At 62.0% G+C, this 21354-nt stretch carries 22 protein-coding genes and 2 pseudogenes; 10 read left to right on the top strand and 14 right to left on the bottom strand.

What is annotated here, in order from left to right:
- Positions 1–53: 53 nt before the first annotated feature.
- Positions 54–1037 (bottom strand): annotated as a pseudogene (locus AMK00_RS13300) (argininosuccinate synthase); the annotation flags it as partial.
- Between the two features lie 87 nt (positions 1038–1124).
- Entirely contained in the window at positions 1125–1964 is an 840-nt protein-coding gene (locus tag AMK00_RS13295) for an SDR family oxidoreductase (protein ID WP_064810649.1), read from the bottom strand.
- 133 nt (positions 1965–2097) lie between these two features.
- Here AMK00_RS13295 and AMK00_RS13290 point away from each other — a divergent pair, with 133 nt between their 5' ends.
- Entirely contained in the window at positions 2098–2475 is a 378-nt protein-coding gene (locus AMK00_RS13290) for a winged helix-turn-helix transcriptional regulator (RefSeq protein ID WP_020921619.1), read from the top strand.
- Positions 2476–2518: 43 nt separating this feature from the next.
- Here the strand turns inward: AMK00_RS13290 and AMK00_RS13285 are convergent, their stop codons facing one another.
- The 3 genes from AMK00_RS13285 to AMK00_RS13275 form a co-directional block, all read right to left on the bottom strand.
- On the bottom strand, positions 2519–3517 hold the full coding sequence (locus tag AMK00_RS13285; RefSeq protein ID WP_064806206.1) for a DUF808 domain-containing protein: 999 nt from the start codon (positions 3515–3517) through the stop codon (positions 2519–2521).
- A gap of 117 nt (positions 3518–3634) precedes the next feature.
- Positions 3635–4447 carry a hypothetical protein gene (locus AMK00_RS13280; RefSeq protein WP_064810648.1) on the bottom strand — a complete coding sequence of 271 codons (813 nt, stop codon included), beginning with the start codon at positions 4445–4447 and terminating at the stop codon, positions 3635–3637.
- A gap of 323 nt (positions 4448–4770) precedes the next feature.
- Positions 4771–5424 (bottom strand): O-methyltransferase, encoded by a 654-nt coding sequence (locus AMK00_RS13275; RefSeq protein ID WP_064810647.1) that lies wholly within the window; start codon positions 5422–5424, stop codon positions 4771–4773.
- A 91-nt stretch (positions 5425–5515) separates the two neighbouring features.
- On the opposite strand from AMK00_RS13275, the gene AMK00_RS13270 reads away from it, so the two are divergent.
- Positions 5516–6166: a TetR family transcriptional regulator gene (locus AMK00_RS13270; protein ID WP_064810646.1), complete on the top strand. Its 651-nt coding sequence runs from the start codon at positions 5516–5518 to the stop codon at positions 6164–6166.
- Between the two features lie 107 nt (positions 6167–6273).
- Here the strand turns inward: AMK00_RS13270 and AMK00_RS13265 are convergent, their stop codons facing one another.
- On the bottom strand, positions 6274–6477 hold the full coding sequence (locus tag AMK00_RS13265; RefSeq protein ID WP_064803363.1) for a hypothetical protein: 204 nt from the start codon (positions 6475–6477) through the stop codon (positions 6274–6276).
- Between the two features lie 379 nt (positions 6478–6856).
- Between AMK00_RS13265 and AMK00_RS13260 the strand changes: the two genes are divergently transcribed.
- Positions 6857–8302, top strand: a complete 1446-nt coding sequence (locus AMK00_RS13260) for an adenylate/guanylate cyclase domain-containing protein (protein ID WP_064810645.1) — start codon at positions 6857–6859, stop codon at positions 8300–8302.
- 110 nt (positions 8303–8412) lie between these two features.
- Complete coding sequence (locus AMK00_RS13255) at positions 8413–8679, top strand: hypothetical protein (RefSeq protein ID WP_064803359.1); 267 nt, start codon at positions 8413–8415, stop codon at positions 8677–8679.
- 116 nt (positions 8680–8795) lie between these two features.
- Here the strand turns inward: AMK00_RS13255 and AMK00_RS13250 are convergent, their stop codons facing one another.
- Positions 8796–9437, bottom strand: coding sequence for a dihydrofolate reductase family protein (locus AMK00_RS13250; protein WP_064810644.1), 642 nt, complete (start codon positions 9435–9437; stop codon positions 8796–8798).
- Between the two features lie 89 nt (positions 9438–9526).
- Here AMK00_RS13250 and AMK00_RS13245 point away from each other — a divergent pair, with 89 nt between their 5' ends.
- From AMK00_RS13245 to AMK00_RS13225, 4 genes are all read left to right on the top strand, one after another.
- A complete protein-coding gene (locus tag AMK00_RS13245; protein ID WP_020921610.1) occupies positions 9527–10048 on the top strand; it encodes a winged helix-turn-helix transcriptional regulator in 522 nt (173 codons plus the stop codon).
- A gap of 499 nt (positions 10049–10547) precedes the next feature.
- On the top strand, positions 10548–11219 hold the full coding sequence (locus tag AMK00_RS13235; RefSeq protein WP_064811715.1) for a response regulator transcription factor: 672 nt from the start codon (positions 10548–10550) through the stop codon (positions 11217–11219).
- Complete coding sequence (locus tag AMK00_RS13230; protein WP_094299097.1) at positions 11216–12565, top strand: sensor histidine kinase; 1350 nt, start codon at positions 11216–11218, stop codon at positions 12563–12565. The genes AMK00_RS13235 and AMK00_RS13230 overlap by 4 nt, the downstream gene beginning before the upstream one ends.
- Positions 12566–12669: 104 nt before the next feature.
- Positions 12670–13542, top strand: a complete 873-nt coding sequence (locus AMK00_RS13225; protein ID WP_064810642.1) for a DUF3313 domain-containing protein — start codon at positions 12670–12672, stop codon at positions 13540–13542.
- Between the two features lie 93 nt (positions 13543–13635).
- Here the strand turns inward: AMK00_RS13225 and AMK00_RS13220 are convergent.
- Positions 13636–14222 (bottom strand): annotated as a pseudogene (locus AMK00_RS13220) (GNAT family N-acetyltransferase).
- A gap of 141 nt (positions 14223–14363) precedes the next feature.
- Entirely contained in the window at positions 14364–14876 is a 513-nt protein-coding gene (locus tag AMK00_RS13215) for a BA14K family protein (RefSeq protein WP_064803349.1), read from the bottom strand.
- A gap of 302 nt (positions 14877–15178) precedes the next feature.
- On the opposite strand from AMK00_RS13215, the gene AMK00_RS32565 reads away from it, so the two are divergent.
- Positions 15179–16132: a hypothetical protein gene (locus AMK00_RS32565; RefSeq protein ID WP_064810641.1), complete on the top strand. Its 954-nt coding sequence runs from the start codon at positions 15179–15181 to the stop codon at positions 16130–16132.
- A gap of 147 nt (positions 16133–16279) precedes the next feature.
- Here the strand turns inward: AMK00_RS32565 and AMK00_RS30785 are convergent, their stop codons facing one another.
- The 3 genes from AMK00_RS30785 to AMK00_RS13205 form a co-directional block, all read right to left on the bottom strand.
- On the bottom strand, positions 16280–16495 hold the full coding sequence (locus tag AMK00_RS30785; protein WP_082240304.1) for a hypothetical protein: 216 nt from the start codon (positions 16493–16495) through the stop codon (positions 16280–16282).
- A 188-nt stretch (positions 16496–16683) separates the two neighbouring features.
- Positions 16684–16914: a hypothetical protein gene (locus tag AMK00_RS30780; RefSeq protein WP_082240303.1), complete on the bottom strand. Its 231-nt coding sequence runs from the start codon at positions 16912–16914 to the stop codon at positions 16684–16686.
- A gap of 50 nt (positions 16915–16964) precedes the next feature.
- The gene (locus AMK00_RS13205) at positions 16965–17801 is read right to left on the bottom strand and encodes an alpha/beta fold hydrolase (protein ID WP_064810640.1); all 837 of its coding nucleotides are present in this window, start codon (positions 17799–17801) and stop codon (positions 16965–16967) included.
- 546 nt (positions 17802–18347) lie between these two features.
- On the opposite strand from AMK00_RS13205, the gene AMK00_RS13200 reads away from it, so the two are divergent.
- Complete coding sequence (locus AMK00_RS13200; RefSeq protein ID WP_064811714.1) at positions 18348–19304, top strand: S1C family serine protease; 957 nt, start codon at positions 18348–18350, stop codon at positions 19302–19304.
- Positions 19305–19430: 126 nt separating this feature from the next.
- Here AMK00_RS13200 and dusA read toward each other — a convergent pair whose 3' ends face one another.
- On the bottom strand, positions 19431–20432 hold the full coding sequence (gene dusA / locus AMK00_RS13195) for a tRNA dihydrouridine(20/20a) synthase DusA (protein WP_064810639.1): 1002 nt from the start codon (positions 20430–20432) through the stop codon (positions 19431–19433).
- Positions 20433–20616: 184 nt separating this feature from the next.
- A complete protein-coding gene (locus AMK00_RS13190) occupies positions 20617–20829 on the bottom strand; it encodes a cold-shock protein (protein WP_064803342.1) in 213 nt (70 codons plus the stop codon).
- Positions 20830–21354 lie beyond the last annotated feature (525 nt).

Genomic DNA, 21354 nt, shown 5'->3' with positions numbered 1-21354 from the left:
TGAAGGCATTGGCAGATGCTGAGAGATGGCGCTGCTGAGTTAAGATCAGCCGCTCACCGTATATTGCGGACCGCCCAACTTTTGAGCCGCAATCCATTGAGCCTGACGAAGCCTTCGGCATCATGATGATCATAGGCGATGGAGCTTTCCTCGAAGCTGACGAGGTCTGAGGAATAGAGTGAGGAGGGCGACGTGCGAGAGATGACCGAGGCGCTTCCCTTATAGAGCCTCATCGCCACTTCGCCGCTGACGAAGACCTGGCTTCGGTCGATCAGGGCCTGCAGCATCTCCCGCTCGGGCGCGAACCAGAAGCCGTTGTAGATCATCTCGGCGTAGCGTGGCATGATCTCGTCCTTCAGGTGCGCGGCGGCGCGATCGAGCGTGATCGATTCAATTCCGCGATGCGCGGCAAGCAGGATCGCTCCTCCCGGTGTCTCGTATACGCCCCTCGACTTCATGCCGATAAACCGGTTTTCAACCAGATCGAGCCGCCCGATGCCATGCCGGCCGCCCAATTCATTGAGTTCGGTCAGCAAGGCTGCCGGTGTCATTGCCTTGCCGTTGACGGCAACAGGGTCGCCGCTCTCGAAGCCGACGGTGACGATCTCGGGGGCATCGGTAGCGTCGACAGGATCGATCGTGCGCCGATAGATATGATCGGGTGCGACCTCCGCTGCATTTTCAAGAATTTTGCCTTCCGTCGAAGTGTGCAGCAGGTTGGCGTCGATCGAGAACGGTGCCTCGCCACGCTTGTCGCTCGGGACAGGTATCCGATGCTTCTCGGCATATTCCAGCAGCTGCGTGCGGGAGCGGATGTTCCATTGACGCCACGGAGCAATGATCTTGATTGACGGATCGAGCGCATTGACGGCCAGTTCGAAGCGGACTTGATCATTGCCCTTGCCGGTCGCGCCGTGGGCAACGGCGTCCGCGCCGATCTCCTTGGCTATGGCGACCAGATGCTTGGCGATCAGCGGCCGGGCGATGGAGCTGCCGAGGAGATACTGACCCTCGTAGAGTGTGTTAGCCCGCAGCAAGCCTGCGTGGAGGATCTGCTGCACCGGTTGCAGATGCTCGGCACAAGGACAGGCACAAGGCCGAGCATGACGACGACAGGGTGGCGATTACGCCTTCAGCGCCGCGGCGTAATCAGCGGCGTAGGTCTTCAGCGAGCGCGGGGCCTTGCCGGTCAGCGTCTCGACGTCGCCGGTCACGACGGCTGTCCAGTTCTGGCGGACGGGATAGAAGATTGAAGCGAGAAAGCTCGCATAGCCGGCCGGCACGCCGACCCCCGTCAGCATTTCGATGAAGGCCTCGTCGGAGACGGCGTTATAGGTGACGGGCTTGCCGATCGCTTCGGAGAGGATGGCGGCGGCTTCGGCATAGGAGAGCGCTTCCGGGCCGGTCAGGTTGAAGGCCTTGCCGTCGAAAGACGAGGAGGTGAGCACCGCCACGCCGCTTGCCGCGATGTCTCGGGCGTCGATGAAGCTCGATTTGCCTTCGGCGGCGGGAAGCGCAATCTGGCCGTGGTCGATGCCTGGTTTCCAGAAAGTGTGGAAGTTGTCGGAAAACCAGTTCGGGCGAAGGATGACATAGGGCGTGCCGGATTTTTCCAGCGCAATCTCGACCTGGCGATAGGGAATGGAATCGTCGGCATCGACGCCGATGACACTTTGGAGCACGACTTTCACCTTCCGGGCAGCGGCCGCTTCGATCACCGGCAGCAGCAGGCCCTTGGAGTCGACATAGCCGGAGGCGAGCAACACATAGGCACGGTCGACGCCCTCGAGGGCCGGGCCGAAAGTTTCAGGCCTGGCATAGTCGAAGGCGACGCCCTCGGCGGCGGCTACCGGCTTGCCGGCGCGAGAGGCGGCCTTGACGGCTTCGCCCTTCGCCAAAAGCCCATCGACCACATGTCGGCCGACGGTGCCCGTCGCGCCGAGAACCAGAATTTTGCTGCTCATATCACTCTCCGTGGTTTCTGTTGGAAACTATCTTTCCATAGGATACATACAGAGAAAACGGGATCGGAAAAGAGAGCACTTTTTTCTCACCTGGTTTCCTGCGGGAAACCCGGGGCGGGAAGGGGAGGATGGAATGACGACGACAGAGCAGAGCTACAATGTTTATGAGGATCGCTGCCCGACGCGGCTGGTGCTGGACTGCCTGGCGGACAAATGGGCGCTGCTGATCCTCGACCGGCTGCAAGGCGGGCCGGTGCGTTTCAATCACATCCGGCGCGATATCAAGGGCATATCGCAGAAGGTTCTGTCGCAGACACTGAGAAGGCTCGAGCGCAACGGCCTGATCTCGCGCACGATCTTTCCGACCGTGCCGGTAACCGTTGAATATGCGCTGACGCCGCTCGGGCGCACGCTGACGGATACGGTTTCGGCACTCAGCCATTGGGCAGAGCAGAACATGGACGCAATTTTTGCGGCGCAGCGTGCGTATGATGAAAGGGACGCCGGTTGATGATGCCGGCGCTTCGACGTAAGCAACATCTGCTGTCCCGCGCTTACGCAGTCCTCATCCTGCGCAGGCGTGCTGCGCACCACCGCCATGCGGGCGCAACGGCGTAGCCGACGGCCGGGATGGCCGCAAGCCCGAGGAGGATGCCGACGAGACCTGAGCCGGCAGCTTGGACCAGCCAGGAAACCACGCCGCCGACGGCCGGCATTGCATGCGCGGCGCCTTCTCCGGCATCGTGGAGCAGATGGCTCAGCCAGGCAAAGCCAAAGCTTTCGGCGCCGTGCACAATGATGCCGCCGCCGACCCAGATCATCGCCGCCGTCCCGATCAGACCCAGCACCTGGAGAAGATAGGGCATGCCCTGCACAAGGCCGCGTCCGAGCATGCGCGGGAACGCCCCTGTCCGCGAGCGGGAAGAGCGCTGGGCAAGCCAGAGGCCGAAGTCGTCCGCCTTCACGATCAAGGCGACGACGCCGTAAACGGCGGCGGTGATCATCGTGCCGACCAGGGCGAGAACCAGCGCCTGCACCGCCAGCCCCGACTCGGACAGGGAGCCCAGCGTGATCGCCATGATCTCGGCCGACAGAATGAAGTCGGTCCTGACGGCGCTCGCGACCTTTTCGTCCTCAAAGGTTTTGGGATCGATGCTGATCGTCTCGAGCTCCGCCTCGTGGGCATGGGCGGCATGCGGCACGACCAGCTCGTAGACCTTTTCGGCGCCTTCGTAGCAAAGGTAGAGCCCACCGAGCATCAGCAGCGGCGTCACTGCCTGCGGCAGGAGAAGGCTGAGGGCGAGTGCTGCCGGCAGGAGGAACAGAAGTTTGTTCTTGAGGGAGCCGACGGCGATCTTCCCGATGATCGGCAGTTCGCGCGCCGCCGACAGGCCGGTCACATAACGCGGCGTGACGGCAGCGTCGTCGATCACGACGCCGGCGGCTTTGGCGCCGGCTCTGCCCGCCTGAGCGACGACATCGTCCAGGGAAGCAGCGGCCGCCTTTGCAAGCGCTGCGACATCATCAAGGAGGGCAATCAGGCCGACACTCACAAGCAAACCTCTCATTCAGGGATATGGGCAGCGAAAATAGTCAATCGGCCGGCAGCTGGAAAGAGGCGCTGCCACGGATGGTTGCGGCGCCCGATCCGGGCTGGCGCTCGAATGCGCTCACTCGATCTGAATATGGATGTGGTCGTCGTGGCGGGCAGCCCGGCAACCCTGGAAGCGGACATGGGCGTCGGTGATGCCGAGTGCGTTCTTCAGATGCGGTTCGATGAAGATCTTCTGCAGGCCAAAGCGCGCGATCCCTTCTGTCGTCAGCCAGGCGACCGCCGCCGCCGTGCGCTGCTCATCGATCCGGTAGGCCGGGAATAACGGCTGCAGCGCATCGAAATTCCAGCGGGTGGTGAGCCAGTCATGGCGACCCGCGCAAGGCATTTCGTCACCCGGGCCAGGCTGCTCGAAAGCGAAATAACCGATCGGTGAGCGGGTGTCGCCGTTCAGGAAGGCACCGCCGGCATCCTTATAATAATAAGCGAGATCAAGCTTCTTGCCGTCGGCATGCGAGAGATGCGGCAGCAGCGGGAAACCGTTAACGAAGGGGAAGTTCGCATCCAGCGCGACGGTGACGGTACCGGGGAATTGCGCGTCCATATGGGCGGCGAGCGCCTCTGCGAGATCGCGAAGCTTGGGCGTGACGTAGTTGCGGTTCAGTGCGCAGTAGATCGGCGAGCGGACCACGAGCCTGTCTTCGGCGCTTGTCAGGCAGGAGAGCGGAACGCGGCCGAATGCCGGTGCGGCAAATTGTGTGGCGACGGTCGCGGCGGCGTAGCACAAAAGGAAGGGTGTGAGCTTTGCGGGAAATCGCCTGAGGCCGAAGGCGTGCGCAGCGGCAAGGGCGATGAGATAGACGATGCCACCGATCTGAGTGAGCAGCGTCAGGATGAGAGCGGCGAGGGCGTGGAGGATGAAGCGGAGCACCGGGCGGCCTTGCGGAAGGGAGGTTGCATTGCCTTAGGTGAGGGAGTGGGGATGTGCAAGATGGGTTGTGCGTGAGGGCGGTGGGTTGTTCGATATCTGCCCTTCGCTTTGTGTAGCAAGGCCAAGGCAGTGAAGGATGTGCCGTGTGGCCCCCTCATCTGCCTGCCGGCATCTTCTCCCCGCTGGGGAGAAGAGAGGCAAGCCGCACGGCGTCGTTCCCACAGTTGAGGTAGCAATGGGAGGGCGAGCGACGGTAGGATCGAGTGCCTGAGCGCAAGTGAAGTGCAGACTTCGCTGTGAAGCGCCTGCTCAGGCTCCCGATATCAAACCCGCATCGACAGCTCGATGTCCTCTTCGAACGGGACGGAGAGATAGCCAGCGGCGGCTGAGCGAACGCGGGCGAGATATTCGGGGCTGACGTCGGCATTGTCGGCGACGATGAGGGCGCCGGGTCTCAGGCGGTCTTCAACCAGCTCCAGGACATCACGATAGAGCCCCTTGGCGCCGTCGAGAAACAGGAGGTCAATCGTATCAGGAAGATCGGTGCCAAGGGTGTGGAGGGCATCTCCCTCACGAATTTCGATAAGGTCGATGAGGCCTCCAGCCGTCAAGTTTTCGCGCGCCCGCCTGACTTTCGACGGTTCGAACTCGCTGGTGATCAGCCGGCCGCCGCCATTGTCGCGCAGTGCTGCAGCAAGGTGCAGGGTCGAGATGCCGAAGGATGTGCCGAACTCAATGATCGTTTGAGCACGGCAGCTGCGCGCCAGCATGTAGAGCAGCGTGCCGGCCTCGCGCGAGACGGGAAGCCAGAGATCCTTCAGTCGCCCGTAAAGGTCGAGATATTCCGTCTTGCTGCTGATCAGGCGCATTCTCTCGTCGCTGGAAAGCTCGGATATGGCGGGGCTCGTCGCCGCGGCGGCTTCTTCGAACAGGCGGAGGAGGAGAGGCGCGAGCGGCGCGGTGGTCAGTGTCGTCATTGGAGGGCTCCTTGGAATGATGAGGTTCTTGCGCTGCCTCAAAAATACGAATAATCCCTCGCATTTTCTAATCGCATTGCGGAGCACTGCTATGAGCGACCGGCCAAGTACGCGGATTTCTTCACGAAAGCAGCCGAAGCAGGCCCGCTCGACGGAGCTCGTGGGGGCGATCCTCGATGCTGCTGCTCAGGTTTTGGCACGGGAGGGAGCCCATCGCTTCACCACGGCGAGGGTAGCGGAGAGGGCGGGCGTCAGTACCGGTTCGCTCTACCAATATTTCCCCAACAAGGCGGCAATCCTCTTCCGGCTGCAGAGCGACGAATGGCGGCAGACGAACGACATGCTCGCCGACATTCTTGCCGATGCACAAAGACCGCCGTTCGAACGGCTGCGCAGCCTTGTTCACGCCTTTCTTCGCTCCGAGTGTGAGGAAGCGGCGATGCGAGTGGCGCTTCACGACGCCGCGCCGTTCTATCGGGATGCGCCGGAGGCGCAGGCGGCGAGGGCGTCGGGAGACCGCATCATCGGGCTGTTCATGCAGGAGGTGCTGCCATCGGTCCCGGAGGCAAGCCGGGCGCTTGCCGGTGACCTGATCGTCACGACGCTCGCCACGGTGGGGAAGCAGTTCTCGGAGGCTTCCCGAAGCTTGGGCGAGATCGAAACCTACGCCGAAGCCATGGCCGAGATGTTCGCAGCCTACCTTGAAAAGCTCGAATCCGGCCGGGACACGGTGAATTCCTAACAAAGGACCTCGACACGGCAAATGAGAGGCTTTTTGCGAACCGGCCACGGATTATCGCAACCTTGTCACGGCGCCGGGGGCAGCCCTGATGGACCGATTTCTGTTTCCTACTGGTGGTCCAACTGCTTCGACAATTCGGCAAAAAGCCGGTTCTGGGCGATGTCCAGCTGAACGAGATCGACGGCAACGGTGACGGCGCGGCGTCCTTCGATGCTGTCGATGTCGAGCTTTTTCTCGCAGCACCATTGCCGAACGGCATCGGTGACGATGGTTATCTGGCTATCGTCGAGTGAAATAAGCGACAAGAGCATCTTCGTACCCTCTATGAAGCGGCAAGAGCACGATGGTCTCTCAAGCGGTCGTGCCGGTATCCTACGGGCCGATGATGCGTACTCTACGCTCATTCTGCAGCAATGCCACAGCTACTTGGACACGCTTAATTGACGACAGGTCGAGAACAAGACTGCTGAGCGTCATGGTCCGCTGACACAGTCCGGATGTCGCAGATGGCGAATGCCGACATAAGCGATGTCGAGCGGGAAAAGCTCTGAAAACCCCAGCGTCGCCTTTCCGGGCTAATCCGTAAGACTTCTGCTCGGCCAGGCTCCGATTGATCCGCCCGGACGAGCGTCTGCTATAATCGCGGCGATCCCCGGTCGCATGGCCCGGCCGAACTTTGTGAGGCGTCAGATGACTGACGTTCAGGAACGGCTCCTTGAGAGCAAGATGACCGAGATCCGGCAGGCCCGGTCCTGGAGCCCGCGGGGCATCGCCAAATTCGAAAACCTGATCCGCAGCGGTGACGATCTGTCCCTCTACCGCATCAACCCGCTGGCTTTCGCGCACGACGGCACCATTTCGGAGGCGGAAAGCATCGATCTCTTTCTCCATGCAACGCGCAGCGGTTTGTTCGAGATGCGCTGGGACGTCGTGTGTCCCCAATCCGGAATGGTGCTCGACAGTTTCGGCGCCTTGAGGACGCTGAAGACGCACTATGTCTGCGGCCTGTGCGACGTCTCCGGCGAAACCGATCTCGACGATTTCATCGAGGTCACCTTCACAGTGTCGCCGCAGCTGCGCCGGCTGTCTTTTCATGATCCCGGCTCGCTCTCGATCGAGGATTTTCACTGGAAGGCACGGTTTCTCAGCGATGCGCGACTGCCCGGTCAGCAGGTCCGCTTTCTCGACGTCCTGAAAGGGCTGGCGCGCGGCCTTTCCTTCCTGGCACCGGGTTCGGTCACGACGATCAGGGCTGAACTCGGCCCGGGTGCGCTCGCCGGCATCAATGTCGAGACCCAGGCGAGCTTTGCGCTGCCGGTGGCAGGCGAGCCCGCTACGGCGCCGGCACTCCTCAGGATCGGGTATGACGGTCGGCATTTTTGCCCTTCGTCATCAGCCGTTCGGCCCGGCCCGGTCATCCTCGAAGTCGAGAACTCGGCTGCCGTGCGTGGCTCGCTGCTTCTCATCAACTGGCCGCCCGAGATTCTGGCGCAGGCCATCAAGCCCGTTCTCGATTTCGATCCTTACATGTCGGGCGGAATGCTGCTTGCGCGCCAGACATTTCGGCGGCTGTTTCGCTCCGAATGCGTTGATGAAAGGGAGGGCCTCGGCATTCGCCAGGTGACGCTTCTGTTCACCGATCTCAAGGGGTCGACCGCGATGTACCAGCGGCTCGGCGATCTCAATGCCTATGCACTGGTGCGTGAACACTTCGCCTTGCTCGGCGCCACTGTACAGGAGCATTCGGGCGCAATCGTCAAGACGATCGGCGACGCGGTGATGGCTGCCTTCTCCCGCCCGAGCGACGCCGTCTCGGCTGCTCTGCACATGCTCGAGGAAATCGAACGCTTCAACGGGGAGCATGGCGACCCCAGCATTATTCTGAAGATCGGCGCCCATTGCGGTCCGTCGATCGCCGTGACCTTGAACGACAACCTCGATTATTTCGGGCAGACCGTCAATGTCGCGGCACGGGTGCAATCATTGGCCGAGGCCGGCGAGATCTGTCTATCCGAAGCCCTGTTTTCCGCGCCTGACGTCAGGCGGCTGCTCTCCGGCCACAGGCTGGTCGCCTTCGAGGCTCCGCTTCGGGGCGTGGAGGGGATGGCATGCGTCTACCGGGTGATGCCGGGATAATCTCACGTCCTTGATTTATACATGTCTTCATCCCGCGCCGCGGCACGTTCTTGGGAACTTGCATTCCACCATTTGCAACGGGCAACGCTGCCCAAAAGGAGGAGAATACAATGTTGAAACGCACAGCTGCAGCCATCGTTGTCGCCGCCGCATCCGCACTGCCTGTCCTTGCACAGGATGCGATGATGAAATGCGACGAGGCGTCGATGATGAAAATGCAGTCCGACATGGACGCCATGACCGATCCGGCCATGAAGGAAAAGAAGGAAATGGCGTCCAAGGAAATGATGATGGCTAAGGATTCCATGACGGCCAACAAGATGGACGACTGCAAGATGCACATGCAGAACGCGATGAAAAGCATGGGCAAAATGTGACGCTGCTGAAGCCGGGCGAGATGGCCTTGGACAGCCGCCTCGTCCAGGCGCCGGGATGAATGTGTTTCCGGCGCCGCTCACGCCGGAGAGATCGCCGGACTGAACCGGCGGCTCGGTTATTTCGCCAGCACGAGATGCGTGGTTTTTTCGCTGGCGACATGCTCGGTGACGCGGAAGCCCAGCGCGGGAAGATCGATGCCTGCAAACATCGCTTCGCCCTTGCCGAGCACGACGGGCGAAACGGCGAAATGCAGCTCGTCGATCAGACCCGCCTGCAGATATTGGCGGACGGTCGCCACTCCGCCGCCGATCTTCACATCCTTATCGCCGGCCGCCGCCTTCGCCTGATCGAGCGCCTGATGAATGCCGCCGGTGACGAAGTGGAAGGTGGTGCCGCCCTCCATGACGAGCGGTTCGCGTGGATAATGGGTGAGGATATAGGTCGGCGCGTGGTAAGGCGGGTTCGGACCCCACCAGCCTTTCCAGGCATCGTCGGGCCATTCGCCGCGGATCGGGCCGAACATGTTGCGCCCGAGAATGAAGGCGCCGAAATTGGCCATGGCGCGGGACGCATAATCCTCGTCGATGCCTGTGGAACCGTCGTCCTTACCCATCATCGCGCGGAAGGTGCGCGTGTGGAAGAACCACTGAAACATTTCCGGCCCGCGCTTTCCGAGCGGATCATTCAAGCTTTGCTCCGGCCCGGCGCCGAAACCATCCACGGAAACGGAAAACCCTGCGACGCGCACTTTGGACATGCTTTCCTCCATCTGATTGCTGATTGAAACTAGTTGTTATCTCGCACAAGTGATCCTATAATGCAACTGGTTTCCATAGGAGATGCTTCGTGGATATAGAATTACGGTCCGGCTGTCCGATCAACCTGACGATGGAGGTGCTGGGCGACCGATGGAGTCTGATTATCATCCGCGACATCATGTTCGGCAACCGCCGGCATTTCCGCGATCTGCTCACTCATTCGGAGGAGGGGATCGCCTCCAATATCCTGGCGGCCCGGCTGAAGCGGCTGCTCTCGCTTGGCTTCATCAGCAAGCGTGACGATCCGAGCCATAGCCAGAAAGCAATCTACAGCCTGACGGAACCGGCAATCCAGCTCGTTCCCCTCTTCGCCATGATCGGCGCCTGGGGCAGGCGTCACCTGCCGGTGAGCGAGGATCTCAGCATTCGCGCCGAGTTGCTGGAAGAGGGCGGACAGCCGCTCTGGGACGAATTCATGGAGGATCTCCGGCAGATCCACATCGTCGATCCGATCGGCGGGGCGAACGGGACTGTTACCTCGCCGGTGCTGGCGCGGCTGACGGCGGCGTTTCTGGAGGTGCGGGGAAGAATGGCGGCGGCCGGGGCGTGATGTAAGAAAAGGATAATTGAAAGATCTACCGTGTGGCCCCCCATCCGACCCTCGGGCCGCCTTCTCCCCGCGGGGAGAAGGGGAATCGTGGCAGCGCCTCGCCCCTCCGACATTTCGGTTGAAAGGGGAGTCGTGCGGCTTGGTCCCTTCTCCCCAGCGGGGAGAAGATGCCGGCAGGCAGATGAGGGGGCCACACGGTGGGACGCTTTTTTCACTTTCTACGAAAAATATCCGGTCGTGCTCATTGGTCACCAGCGGATCTACCTCACGAACAATATAGCCACCGGCCCCGCCAGCAGGCTGGCGAGGATGAAGGCGGAGAGGAAGTAAGTCTGGAGGACACGGAGGATGGATTTGAAGCGGATCATGCTGACGTCCTGGATTGGGATGCCCGATCCTCGGCGGCAACAATTGCGGCAGCATGACCGGCTGCCTTTCAAGTTCCGCAATGTTGCTGCAACCCTTGCGGCCGAAACCTGGGCGCAAGGAATGGTGGGCGATGCGGATTCTGTTGATCGAGGACGAGAGGGAGCTGGCCGGGGCGCTGTCGGCGGCGCTCGGCAAGCATGGGATCGTGACGGATCACACAATGCATCTCGGCGATGCCGTCGAGCTGACGCGGCAGAACCACTATGATGCGATCCTGCTCGACCGGCGCCTGCCTGATGGCGAGGGGCTGCGGTTCATTCCGGAGCTCAGGCGAACGGGGAGGGATACGCCGATCATCGTGCTGACGGCGCTGAACGAGCCGAAGCAGCGGGTGGAAGGGCTCGATCTCGGTGCCGACGACTATCTCGGCAAGCCGTTTCTGGTCGAAGAGCTGATGGCGCGGCTCAGGGCCGTGCTGCGCCGGCAGCCGAACCTTTCCGAACTCAAGATCACGGCCGGGCGGATGGTGATCGATCCCTTACATCTCAGCGTTAGCGTCGGCGATACGCCGCTCGATCTGCCCCGGCGCGAGCTTCTGGTGCTCGCCGCCCTCGCCAAGCGCAAGGAAAAGACCGTGCTGCGCTCGACGCTGGAGGCGGCGGTCTACAATTATGAGGAAGAAATTCAGTCGAACGCGCTCGATGCGCATATATCGCGGCTGCGAAAGCGGCTAACCGATGCCGGGGCCGAGGTTTCGATCCACAATATCCGCGGCGTCGGCTATCTCATGAGGGAAGAATGATTGGCGGGGGGAGCAAGTCCAATCCTTCGCTCTGGTGGCGGCTCAGCTGGCAGCTCAGCCTCGTCTTCGCGGGCGTGGTGACGGCCGTCACCATCGGGCTCTGCTTCTATGGTGCGACGATCCTCTCGCCGAATGTCGCGCTGGAGGACCATATCACATCAGTGCTGGCGCCGGCCGTTTCACTCGATGCCGAAGGGCGACTCGAAGTCAAAGATACGCCGGAGCTCGACGCGCTGAAACGAGAATATGACGGGCTCTGGTATGTCGCGGCCACGACGAACGGCTCCTTCGTATCCTATGGGACAATTCCCGCAGCCTATAGCGAACTTGCGCGTCTGACCTATCTGTTCGAAGGGGCCGACATCAGAGGGGCGGCCGGCACGGACGAGATCGCCTCGGTCGAGAGCGCGGAGACCCCGGTGGGCGAACTCCGGGTGCTGTTCGGCGGCGTCGCCGACAAAGGCTGGCCGGTTCTTACCCTGATGGGCGCGGTTTATCCGATCTACGTGCCGCTGTTTGCCGTCGCCTTGCCCGCGGTTTTTCTGGCGGTTCCCAGGATCATCAGGCGCGGGCTTGCCAGCGTCAGCGAAGTTGCCCGCAAGGCATCGGAAATCGAACCGCGCCGCTACGATGCGCGCCTGCCGCTGGAAGGCATTCCGAGGGAGGTCGCGCCGCTGGTGATCGCCTTCAACGAGGCGCTCGACCGGTTGGAAAACGAGCACCGCAAGCGGCAGCACTTCCTGATCGATGCGGCGCATGAACTGAGGACGCCGATTGCCATCATGCAGACGCGGATCGATGGAACGGCCGAGGGGCAGGAGCGCCGGCGATTGCTCGACGACGTCGCGCGTCTGGCCGAGACGGCCGAACAGCTGCTCGATTTCGAGCGCAACGACCAGGCGACCGATCTCCATGAGACCGTCGATCTGGTCGAAATCGCCCGGACCGTGGTGGCCGATCTTGCGCCGCTCGCGATCGGCGCCGGTTACCAGATCACGTTTCAGAGCGAGGTCGAAAGCTTGAAACGCAAGGGCAGTCCTTCGGCCCTGCCGCGGGCGGTAAGCAACCTCCTGCGCAACGCCATCGATCATGGCGGCGGCGGCGGCATGATCACTGTCTCTGTGTCGGCAGCCGGCGGCGGGCGGATCAGCGTCGCAGACGAGGGGCCGGGCATTGCGGCCGAGCACCGGGAGCTGGTGTTCGAGCCCTTCTACCGCGTCACCCCGAAAAGTAAGGGGGCAGGGCTCGGCCTCAGCCTCGTTAAGCAGATCGTCCTGAACCACGGCGGCGAGGTCCGCATCGAGCGCAGGGCTGCCGGGGCCGAGGTGGCGATCCAACTGGGATAGGCCGAATTGTTTCGGCAGTCTGCGTTGCCGCGAGTAATGTAATGCTGCGGCAATTCTTCGCCACCACTTTCGCCTGATATCAACGGCGACGGAGGCCAAGCGGAGTGCGCAGCAATCGATTTACTTCATTTCTTTCAAAACGGGTGTCGAGGGCCTTTTCGCTAGTCCTGCCGCTCGCGCTTGCCGTGGCTGCTGCCGGCTGCAGCTCGGTTCCGCTCAAGGAGGGCGGGACGCTGACGTCCTACTCTCATCTCGGGCCGGCCAAGGGCAAACTCTCGAAATCGCGCGTCTATGTCGATGGTCTCAGCCTCGCTCCGATAAAGACGGTCGCGATCGAACCGACGAGCTTCGCCTTCAGCGCCGCGAGTCGCATCAAGTGGCCTGAAGGCCGGGCGATGGTCTCCAATGCGCTCGACCGGGCACTCTGCATTTCCCTCAGCGACCGGTATCAGATGGTGGAGTCAGGCGAGCCCGCGGATCTGACGATCCGCTCCGTCGTCACCGACATCGTGCCAACCAACAAGACAATGGCAGGTGTTTCAACCGTCGTAACCGTCGGCACCGGCTTGGCGCTGCCGGTCGGCGTGCCGCGCCTGCCGGTCGGGCTCGGCGGGCTGGCTGTGGAGGCCGAGGCGGTCGACAAGTCGGGCGCGCAGCGCGCGGCGATGGTCTGGGCGCGGGGCGCGAATTCGCTGCAGAACAACCCGCGCGTTTCCGAGGTGGGCGATGCCTACGCCCTTGCCGGGAAATTCAGCAGCGAATTTTCCCGTATGCTGATTGCAGGCAGGGAGCCGAAGGGATTGGACCTCCGGCTTCCCTCGCGCCAGCGGATGAAATCCTGGTTCGGGGGAAAACCGAAATACGTCGCCTGCGACGCCTTCGGCCGCGAACCTGGGCTGGTCGGGATGGTGGCCGCCAAATATGGCGCGCCGCCGCAATGGACCGAGAAGAAGCCGAAGCCGGCGACTGCCTTTTGATCGAGTGCTCAGCCCACCCCGAGCTGGGCTGATCGGACGGACGGAGAAGGGCGACGGCCTTGCTCCGTCCGTCTCTAGCGCTCGGATGTGTTTTCAGGCAGCGGGTGCGGGATGTAGCCAGAAATAGAGTTTGGTTCGCTCAGGCCTGTCGGAAGGGTGCGGACCGCGCATGAAGAATTGCCCGCCGTTGCGCTCGATCACACGCCGCGAGGCGTCATTGTCCTCGTCGCAGAGAACGACGAGGCGGGTGAGGCCTTGTTTTGCCGCCACATCGAGCAGGAGGCCGAGCGCTGCGGTGGCGCGGCCGCTGCGCTGCTTCCACGGCACGACCGAATATCCGACATGGCCCGAGACTTCGGGCGGCAGCTCCTCTGTGCCCTGATGAAAGCGGAGGTTGATGCTGCCGCAGAATTCGCGATCCCAGATCCAGAAGAGAAGAACCGTCAGCGGCGACGCGGATACGGTGCGCTGTCTGTCGCCCAGATTAAGATCGTCGAGAAATTTCGATTTGTCCTGGCGCAGCCGTTGGAGTTCTCCGCGGATATAGGCCTGGTCGCCGGCACGGCGCGGGTCGGGAGGCCAACCGGCCGCAAGCGCTGCTTCGAAGCCCGACAGGTTTTCCAAACCGGCGCAAGCAGGGTCACGCAGCCGGAGGGTGTTGCGGCGTCTCCTGAGGTCATAGGTCACCTTGCAAATGCAGCCGCTCGGAAGGTTCGATCCTGGCTAGACAAGCATGACTGAGAGCCGCTGGGAAGCGCTTACGCGACAGCAAAAAGCCCCGCATCTTCATGCGAGGCTGGCCGTGCGTTCGGCGATTCGGATTACCGGCACTGACGGCGCGGGCCGTAGTTCGGCTGATAGGTATTGTCCCAGGCGCGGTACGACCGATAGCGGGCGTAGCAATACTCGGCGTGCGAGCTGTATCCGCGCGAGCTGTAGGCGGCGCGAGGCTGCGAGGCGATGATGCCGCCGATGATGGCACCGGCCGCCAAGCCGCCGATAATGGCGCCGGTATTGTCGTGGTGACGCCGCCATCTGCGATCGTAGCGGCGGTCCCAGCCATAGCGGTCGTCCCGATAGTAGTCGCGATCGCGGTAGTAGTGGCGATCGCGGTAGTAGTGGCGCCTCGGGTACCACCTCCGACCATTATCGAACTGGCCTGGGCAGTTCGTGAAGTTGTTGCAGCCGACCGCGATGATCCGAGCATCGCTGCCGTCAGGCGTCGGCTGCACCGCCTGTTGTACCGGACTGGGCACGAAGGCTGGGCCTGCCGTAGCCGGCGTCCCGGAGAATGCCGTCGCTATCGATAGGGCAATGATGGCGAATCTGTTCATGTCACTCACCTTGAGTCACGGAAGTATGGAGGGATAACGCGGACCGAGAAAATAAGTTTCTCTTGGGGTCAGGACCCGACTATGTGCGCATTCGCTAACGCAATGGACTGCGCGGCCGAATCATTGCGATCGGATCGGCGGTTCTCCTGCGCTACACCTCTCTGAAAGCGCGCAAGGGACGCTATCGACGACCGGAATCTGGAGGAAGTTCAAATTGCAAGTAGATCTTAAACTGGTTCTTATGGAGCTGCTGCTTCAATGCCTGACATGTAACGCGTCACCTTAATGTCAGAAAGACGACCATGCAGCTCTCCAGAATCATCGGCCTTCTCTGTCTATCCACCAGTCTTGCGCTTGCGCCCCTCAACATCGTCTTTACCGATACATCGCCCGCCTTCGCAAAAGGTGGTGGCGGTGGCGGCAACGGCGGTGGCGGTGGTGGTCACGGGGGTGGCGGTGGTGATCACGGCGGTGGCGGGGGCGGCAACGGCGGTGGCAGTGGCGGCGGCAACGGCGGCGGCAGCCATAGCAGCGGCGGCGGAAAGGGAAGCTCCAGCTCAGGCGGGAAGACGGAGAACGGCCATGGCTCGAACAAGTCGAGCGGCAAGACAGGCAAGGCGAATACGACCAAGCAGAGCGTGACCACCAAGGGCGGCGCCAAGAAGACGACCTCCGTCAAGGCGCCCGCGGAAAAGTCGACCAAGAAACCCGCAGCACAGCTTGCCGGTCTCAATTCCTTGAAACGCAATTTCGATGCCCTCATGAAGACGGCGGATCCGCGTATGGCTGCAATTGCGACGTACGCTACCGCTTACGCTCAATATGAGCTGGCCAACGGGGTTGCCCCGCCGGCGGACGATCCTGTTCTCGGCGACGCCGCTCTGACGGCAGCACTGGCTTCGGCGACCAAGACGGGCACGCTCACCCCCGAAGCTTTGGCCTGGGCCAAGGACACGCTCGGCATCGGCACGGCTGTCGGCACGATCGACCAGATGAGAGACGCGTTGGCGGCTGCGGCGCCGGTCGCGGAAGAACCGGTGGCGGAGACCCCGACGACGGAGACTCCGGCAACCGAGACTCCGGCTGGCGAAACCGCCGAGGGCAGCGAGACGACAGATCCTAGCGCGACCGCGGAAACGCCGGAAGCCGAGACGGGCAGCACGGAAGAAGTATCGGGAACGACCGAGTCGGCGCCGGCTGTCGATTCAACAGAAACCTCGGCCACAGCAACGAGTCCCGAGGCGACCGGCCTCTAAATCACCGAAAGTGGCTAGCGTATCGGCTCGAAATCGGAATAGATTTTCGAGCCGATACATAATTAGATTCAGAGCGTTAGCGCACCCTTTGTGCGTCTGAAACGAGGATCACGGGCAGAGGTGTCGCGGGGAAACTGACACGCGCCGTCAGACTCGCTTCCCGCCGGCAAGCAGTCGAAGCTGGTCTTCATCATGCACCCCCTGCCGATAAAGCTCGATGATCAGGGCTCCGAGACGATCGGCTTCCCAGCCTGCTCTATCAATATTAAGCCCGCTACACAGGGCTTCATGTACACGCCTGCAAATATCGAGATCTGCGGAGGCGAGTGGTTCGTCACGCGTGCTGAAAAGCTTGTCTGACATCGCAATCAGCCCTTTTGGGATGCCGTGAATCGCTATTGTGCAAAAAGATAATTTCGCAGCCTTGGCTTCGCAAGATGGGCGAACGTCCGAAATCAGAACAATATGGGAGCCGCGGCAAGACGCGGCGCCGGGGTGGAGCTGAAATCAACCGGCGCCTCGGCCGGACTGAATAGGCGGGGAGAATATCTCTATTTGGCCGCGGGATCCTTACCGCCCTGCTGCGACAGGCGCAGCTCTTTCAGGCGTTTGGTCTTTTCCCGGCGAGCCCGCTGCTCCGCCTCGATGGTTTCCTTTGCGGCTCGCTCGGTATTTTCGAAACGATCCTGCCGGTAAGCCTTTGATGAGGGTTCACGTTCTCTTTTCATGGCCGCTAAACGCAAATCGACGAAAACGGTTTCATGATAAAACCGTTTTGCCAAAAAGCGGCGCGGCCGCCGGGCGCCTCGCCAGCGCCCGACGACACGTCGGATCAGCCTTTGATAAAGGCGAGGATGTCGGGATTTATGATATCGGCATGGGTCGTGCACATGCCGTGCGGGAATTTCTCATAGACCTTCAGCGTCGCATTCTGCAGGAGCTTGGACGAAAGCAGCGCGGAGTCGGCGATCGGCACGATCTGGTCGTCGTCGCCATGCATGACGAGGGTCGGCACGGTAATGATCTTCAGGTCTTCGGTGAAGTCGGTTTCCGAGAAGGCCTTGATACCGTCGTAATGCGCCTTGGCGCCGCCGATCATGCCCTGGCGCCACCAATTGTTGATGACCGGTTCCGACACTTTCGCCCCCGGCCGGTTGAAGCTGTAGAACGGGCCGGCGGGAAGGTCATGATAGAATTGGGCGCGGTTGGCAGCGAGCTGCCTGCGCAGGTCGTCGAAGACTGCGATCGGCAGGCCGCCGGGATTGGCATCGGTTTTCACCATGATCGGCGGTACGGCGCCTATTATGACGAGCTTGGCGACTCGGCCCTGCGGCTCGCCGTGCCGGGCGACATAGTGGGTCGCTTCGCCGCCGCCGGTGGAATGGCCGACATGGACGGTATTCCTGAGATCGAGATGCTCGACGACGGCTGCGGCATCGGCCGCGTAATGATCCATGTCGTGGCCGTCGGCCACCTGGGTGGAGCGGCCGTGGCCACGCCGATCATGGGCGACGACGCGGTAACCATTGTCGAGGAAGAACAGCATCTGGGCGTCCCAGTCGTCGGAGCACAGCGGCCAGCCGTGATGGAACATGATCGGCTGGGCGCTCTTCGGTCCCCAGTCCTTGTAGAAAATCTCGACGCCGTCCTTCGTTGTGACTGTGCTCATCTCATGGCTCCTTGTGGTTGGATTTGACTAAACAGGCTGCGGCAGGCGGGATCGGCAGCGCCACGAGCGCCGTGACGCCAATGACGGGATAAGAAAGTCGCGCCTGGGGATGGAATCGACAATATGATGATGTGCTTATTGAATGCCTCGTTCTACTCTATTGATATGACAGAAGTTTGCATGGTCAGTTGCCAGGACGCTCAGTGCCCTGTTAACCGGTGACGGCGACGCAATAGGGCGGTCCTTGCCCGACTGCTTCGCGCTGCGACATTCCTTGATCACGGTAGCTGGGCAGCGCAGTGAAGGCGGCCGAACTAACGGGCAATATCCGCAATGAGCCACTTTATTCCCTTTCGTGCAATCTATACGTTCGGGTAGGTGTGTTTCGCCTTCGATTATGTTGCGCCGGATGCAGTCCGCTGGCGCTCACTTGAACGGGGATCGACGCCCAACCATCTAATCCCTCACAACAACGTCATGGCGACGATCGCATCCGCGATTGCTTTGCCGGCGCGGGACGGCCGTCTGCCGCCTGAGGATCAGAACATGGGTTACATGGATAAGGATATAGCGCCCCAGAATGACGGGGCGCTGGTCGATGCCTATTCGCAATCGATCGCAGCAGCAGTCGACACGGTCGGCCCGGCCGTCAGCCGGATCGAGCGGTTGGGTGGGCGGCAGGGGCACGGGTCGGGATTCGCTGTCTCGCCTGACGGCCTGATCATCACCAACAGCCATGTCGTCGACGACGCCAAGGTCGTTCGCATCACCACGCCTGATGGATTCGTCACCGAAGGCCGGGTGCTCGGCCGGGATGTCGATACTGATGTCGCCCTCATTCGCGCCAACACCAGCACCGGCGCCTGGGCGAGGCTCGGGGATTCCCAGCGCCTGCGCAGGGGCCATATCGCGATCGCGATCGGAAATCCGCTGGGCTTCGAATGGACCGTCACTGCCGGTATCGTCTCGGCGCTGGGCCGGTCGATGCGGGCGGCCAGCGGCCGGCTGATGGAGGATGTCATCCAGACCGATGCCGCGCTCAATCCGGGTAATTCCGGGGGGCCGCTGGTGTCTTCCGGCGGCGAGGTTATCGGCGTCAACACCGCCGTCATCCAGGGCGCACAGAGCATCGCCTTTGCCGTTGCATCGAACACCGCCAATTTCGTGGTGTCGGAGATTCTTCGCTATGGTCAGGTCAGGCGCGCCTTCCTCGGCATAGCAGGCGACACGATCGTGCTGCCGCGACGGGTCGCACTTGCGGCGGGTACGGTTCAAACGACATCCGTCCGCGTCCGCAGGGTCGAACCGGAGGGGCCGGCGGCAAAGGGCGGGCTGCAGGAGGGCGATTACATCCTCGCCATCGACGGCAGCCCGGTCGGCGGCGTCGACGATATCGTCAGACTGATGGATGGCAGCAGGATCGGCAAAGAGACGGAGATTCTGGTGTTTTCGGTGGCCGGCCGGATCGAGAAGAAGATATTGCTGCCGATGCCGCGGTCATGATGACTGTTGCCACCGACAGCCGCGACTTACCGAATGAGCGCGCGACCGCGACCGGCTCGTTGAGAAGGCCCGCTCCAGGCGCCGGCCATCACCTGCCGGTGGAAACACAGACAACGTTCCGTTCCGTCAGGCGCTGACCGCCGCCGGCTCCGTCCCGGAGAAATCCACTGCGGCGAAGGCTGCCGCCAGCACTTCCGGTCCGGCACCGTTTTTTACCGCGTCGGTGGAGAGGATTTGACGATAGCGACGCGCCCCGGGCAGGCCGGTGAAGAGGCCGACCATGTGCCGGGCAACCTGTTGCAGCCGGCCGCCGCCGGCGATATGGCGCTCGGCATAGGCCATCATCCGGTCGCACAGCGCCTGCCAATCGGGCTCGGCCGCCGGCGCGCCGAAGAAGCGCCGGTCGACGTCGGCGAGGATCGCCGCGTTCTGGTAGGCGGCCCGGCCGAGCATGACGCCGTCGACATGGGCGAGGTGCTGGGCGGCTTCGTCGAGCGTGCGGATGCCGCCGTTGATGCCGATGAACACATCGGGCCAGCGCTGTTTCATCCGGTAGACGATCTCGTAGTCGAGCGGCGGAATCTCGCGATTCTCCTTCGGGCTCAAGCCCTTCAGCCAGGCCTTGCGGGCATGGATCCAGATCGCATCGACGCCGGCATCGAGAACGCGGGTGATAAGCGCGGGCAACGCCTCTTCCGGCTCCTGTTCGTCGACACCGATCCGGCATTTCACCGTCACGGGCGCGGTCGCGACCGCCTTCATCGCCGCGACGCATTCGGCCACCGTCTCCGGTGTCAGCATCAGGCAGGCGCCGAAGGTGCCCGATTGCACACGGTCGGAGGGGCAGCCGACATTCAGGTTGATCTCGTCATAGCCATAGGGTTCGGCGATTTTCACCGCCTCGGCGAGTTTGACCGGATCCGATCCGCCGAGCTGCAGCGCCAGCGGATGTTCCGCGGCGTCGTGGCCGAGCAACCGCTCGCGCGGGCCATGGATGATGGCGTCGGCCACCACCATCTCTGTATAGAGCAGCGCCTGCCGGCTGATCTGGCGGTGGAAATAACGGCAATGCCGATCCGTCCAGTCGATCATCGGGGCGACCGCAAATATCGGCCTCTTCTCAGTCATCGACGGTCCATTGTTCCTTGTAGCCGTGGCGCCTCAATGTTGGCGCCCTGCATCGCCGCTCCGGCGAGATCATCATTAAGGGCGCATATAACACCTGGCCTTGCGATCGACAAATCCAGGCGTGGCAAACAAAAACGGCGCCCCTTTCAGAGCGCCGTTCCTGCCGCCGAAGCGATAATCTAGCTTACGAAGCCGAGATGTTGACAGCCTTCGGGCCCTTGCCCATGCGGTCCGGCTCGGTGTCGAAGGTGACCTGCTGGCCTTCGCGCAGCGACTGGATGCCAGAAGCCTGCAGCGCCGAGATGTGGACGAAAACGTCCTTTGCGCCGCCGTCCGGCGTGATGAAACCAAAACCCTTGTCCTGGTTGAAGAATTTTACGATGCCTTTGGTGGCCATTGGGATAGTCCTTTTCCCTTAGTCTGTGTTTATCCGCGCCCCCGAGAGGAAGCGGACGGCTTTAGCTTTCGTCCCGATTGGGGTTGGGGACGAAGGGTCAGTCGGAGAAGTCACGTACGGGGAAAGAACGTCTACGCAGGCGGGGATTCCCGCGCCCCCTTCCGTGAGGGAAGGGATTACCACATCAGTCCAGTCACCGGCATGCAAATGCCCGAGTGAGTGAATTCGTGCCAGCATTTCGGGCAAAAAGCAAGCGGCATTATTGTGGCATGACCTTCATAATGACAGGAAATGCCGAAGATTCAGATACTTGACAAAAAGTTAGCGGATCCTTGCATGCCTGTGCCATTGTGGGATTCCGTGCCGAAACGGGATGAGGGGTGCTTCGGTGGCCGGGCATGGATTTTGCGGAGCGGCAGGCCACATCGATCAGCCCTCATGGTGAGGATCGCAGAGCCTGCCTCCGGTGTTCCTGGCGCCGTCTTTGTTCCGCCCTCATCCCGAGGTGCGTAGCCCGCAGGGCGA

Source organism: Rhizobium sp. N621 (assembly GCF_001664325.1).
Lineage (GTDB): Bacteria > Pseudomonadota > Alphaproteobacteria > Rhizobiales > Rhizobiaceae > Rhizobium > Rhizobium esperanzae.
The sequence above is the reverse complement of the archived record's forward strand: the minus strand, read 5'-3'. Positions and strand labels throughout refer to the sequence as shown.

Bases quoted from the DNA above. Each gene is read 5' to 3' on its own strand.
- AMK00_RS13295 (WP_064810649.1), bottom strand. From the start codon at position 1,964: ATGAGCAGCAAAATTCTGGTTCTCGGCGCGACGGGCACCGTCGGCCGA.
- AMK00_RS13290 (WP_020921619.1), top strand. From the start codon at position 2,098: ATGACGACGACAGAGCAGAGCTACAATGTTTATGAGGATCGCTGCCCG.
- AMK00_RS13275 (WP_064810647.1), bottom strand. From the start codon at position 5,424: ATGACGACACTGACCACCGCGCCGCTCGCGCCTCTCCTCCTCCGCCTG.
- AMK00_RS13270 (WP_064810646.1), top strand. From the start codon at position 5,516: ATGAGCGACCGGCCAAGTACGCGGATTTCTTCACGAAAGCAGCCGAAG.
- AMK00_RS13265 (WP_064803363.1), bottom strand. From the start codon at position 6,477: ATGCTCTTGTCGCTTATTTCACTCGACGATAGCCAGATAACCATCGTC.
- AMK00_RS13260 (WP_064810645.1), top strand. From the start codon at position 6,857: ATGACTGACGTTCAGGAACGGCTCCTTGAGAGCAAGATGACCGAGATC.
- AMK00_RS13255 (WP_064803359.1), top strand. From the start codon at position 8,413: ATGTTGAAACGCACAGCTGCAGCCATCGTTGTCGCCGCCGCATCCGCA.
- AMK00_RS13250 (WP_064810644.1), bottom strand. From the start codon at position 9,437: ATGTCCAAAGTGCGCGTCGCAGGGTTTTCCGTTTCCGTGGATGGTTTC.
- AMK00_RS13235 (WP_064811715.1), top strand. From the start codon at position 10,548: ATGCGGATTCTGTTGATCGAGGACGAGAGGGAGCTGGCCGGGGCGCTG.
- AMK00_RS13230 (WP_094299097.1), top strand. From the start codon at position 11,216: ATGATTGGCGGGGGGAGCAAGTCCAATCCTTCGCTCTGGTGGCGGCTC.
- AMK00_RS13215 (WP_064803349.1), bottom strand. From the start codon at position 14,876: ATGAACAGATTCGCCATCATTGCCCTATCGATAGCGACGGCATTCTCC.
- AMK00_RS32565 (WP_064810641.1), top strand. From the start codon at position 15,179: ATGCAGCTCTCCAGAATCATCGGCCTTCTCTGTCTATCCACCAGTCTT.
- AMK00_RS30785 (WP_082240304.1), bottom strand. From the start codon at position 16,495: ATGTCAGACAAGCTTTTCAGCACGCGTGACGAACCACTCGCCTCCGCA.
- AMK00_RS13205 (WP_064810640.1), bottom strand. From the start codon at position 17,801: ATGAGCACAGTCACAACGAAGGACGGCGTCGAGATTTTCTACAAGGAC.
- AMK00_RS13200 (WP_064811714.1), top strand. From the start codon at position 18,348: ATGGGTTACATGGATAAGGATATAGCGCCCCAGAATGACGGGGCGCTG.
- dusA (WP_064810639.1), bottom strand. From the start codon at position 20,432: ATGACTGAGAAGAGGCCGATATTTGCGGTCGCCCCGATGATCGACTGG.
- AMK00_RS13190 (WP_064803342.1), bottom strand. From the start codon at position 20,829: ATGGCCACCAAAGGCATCGTAAAATTCTTCAACCAGGACAAGGGTTTT.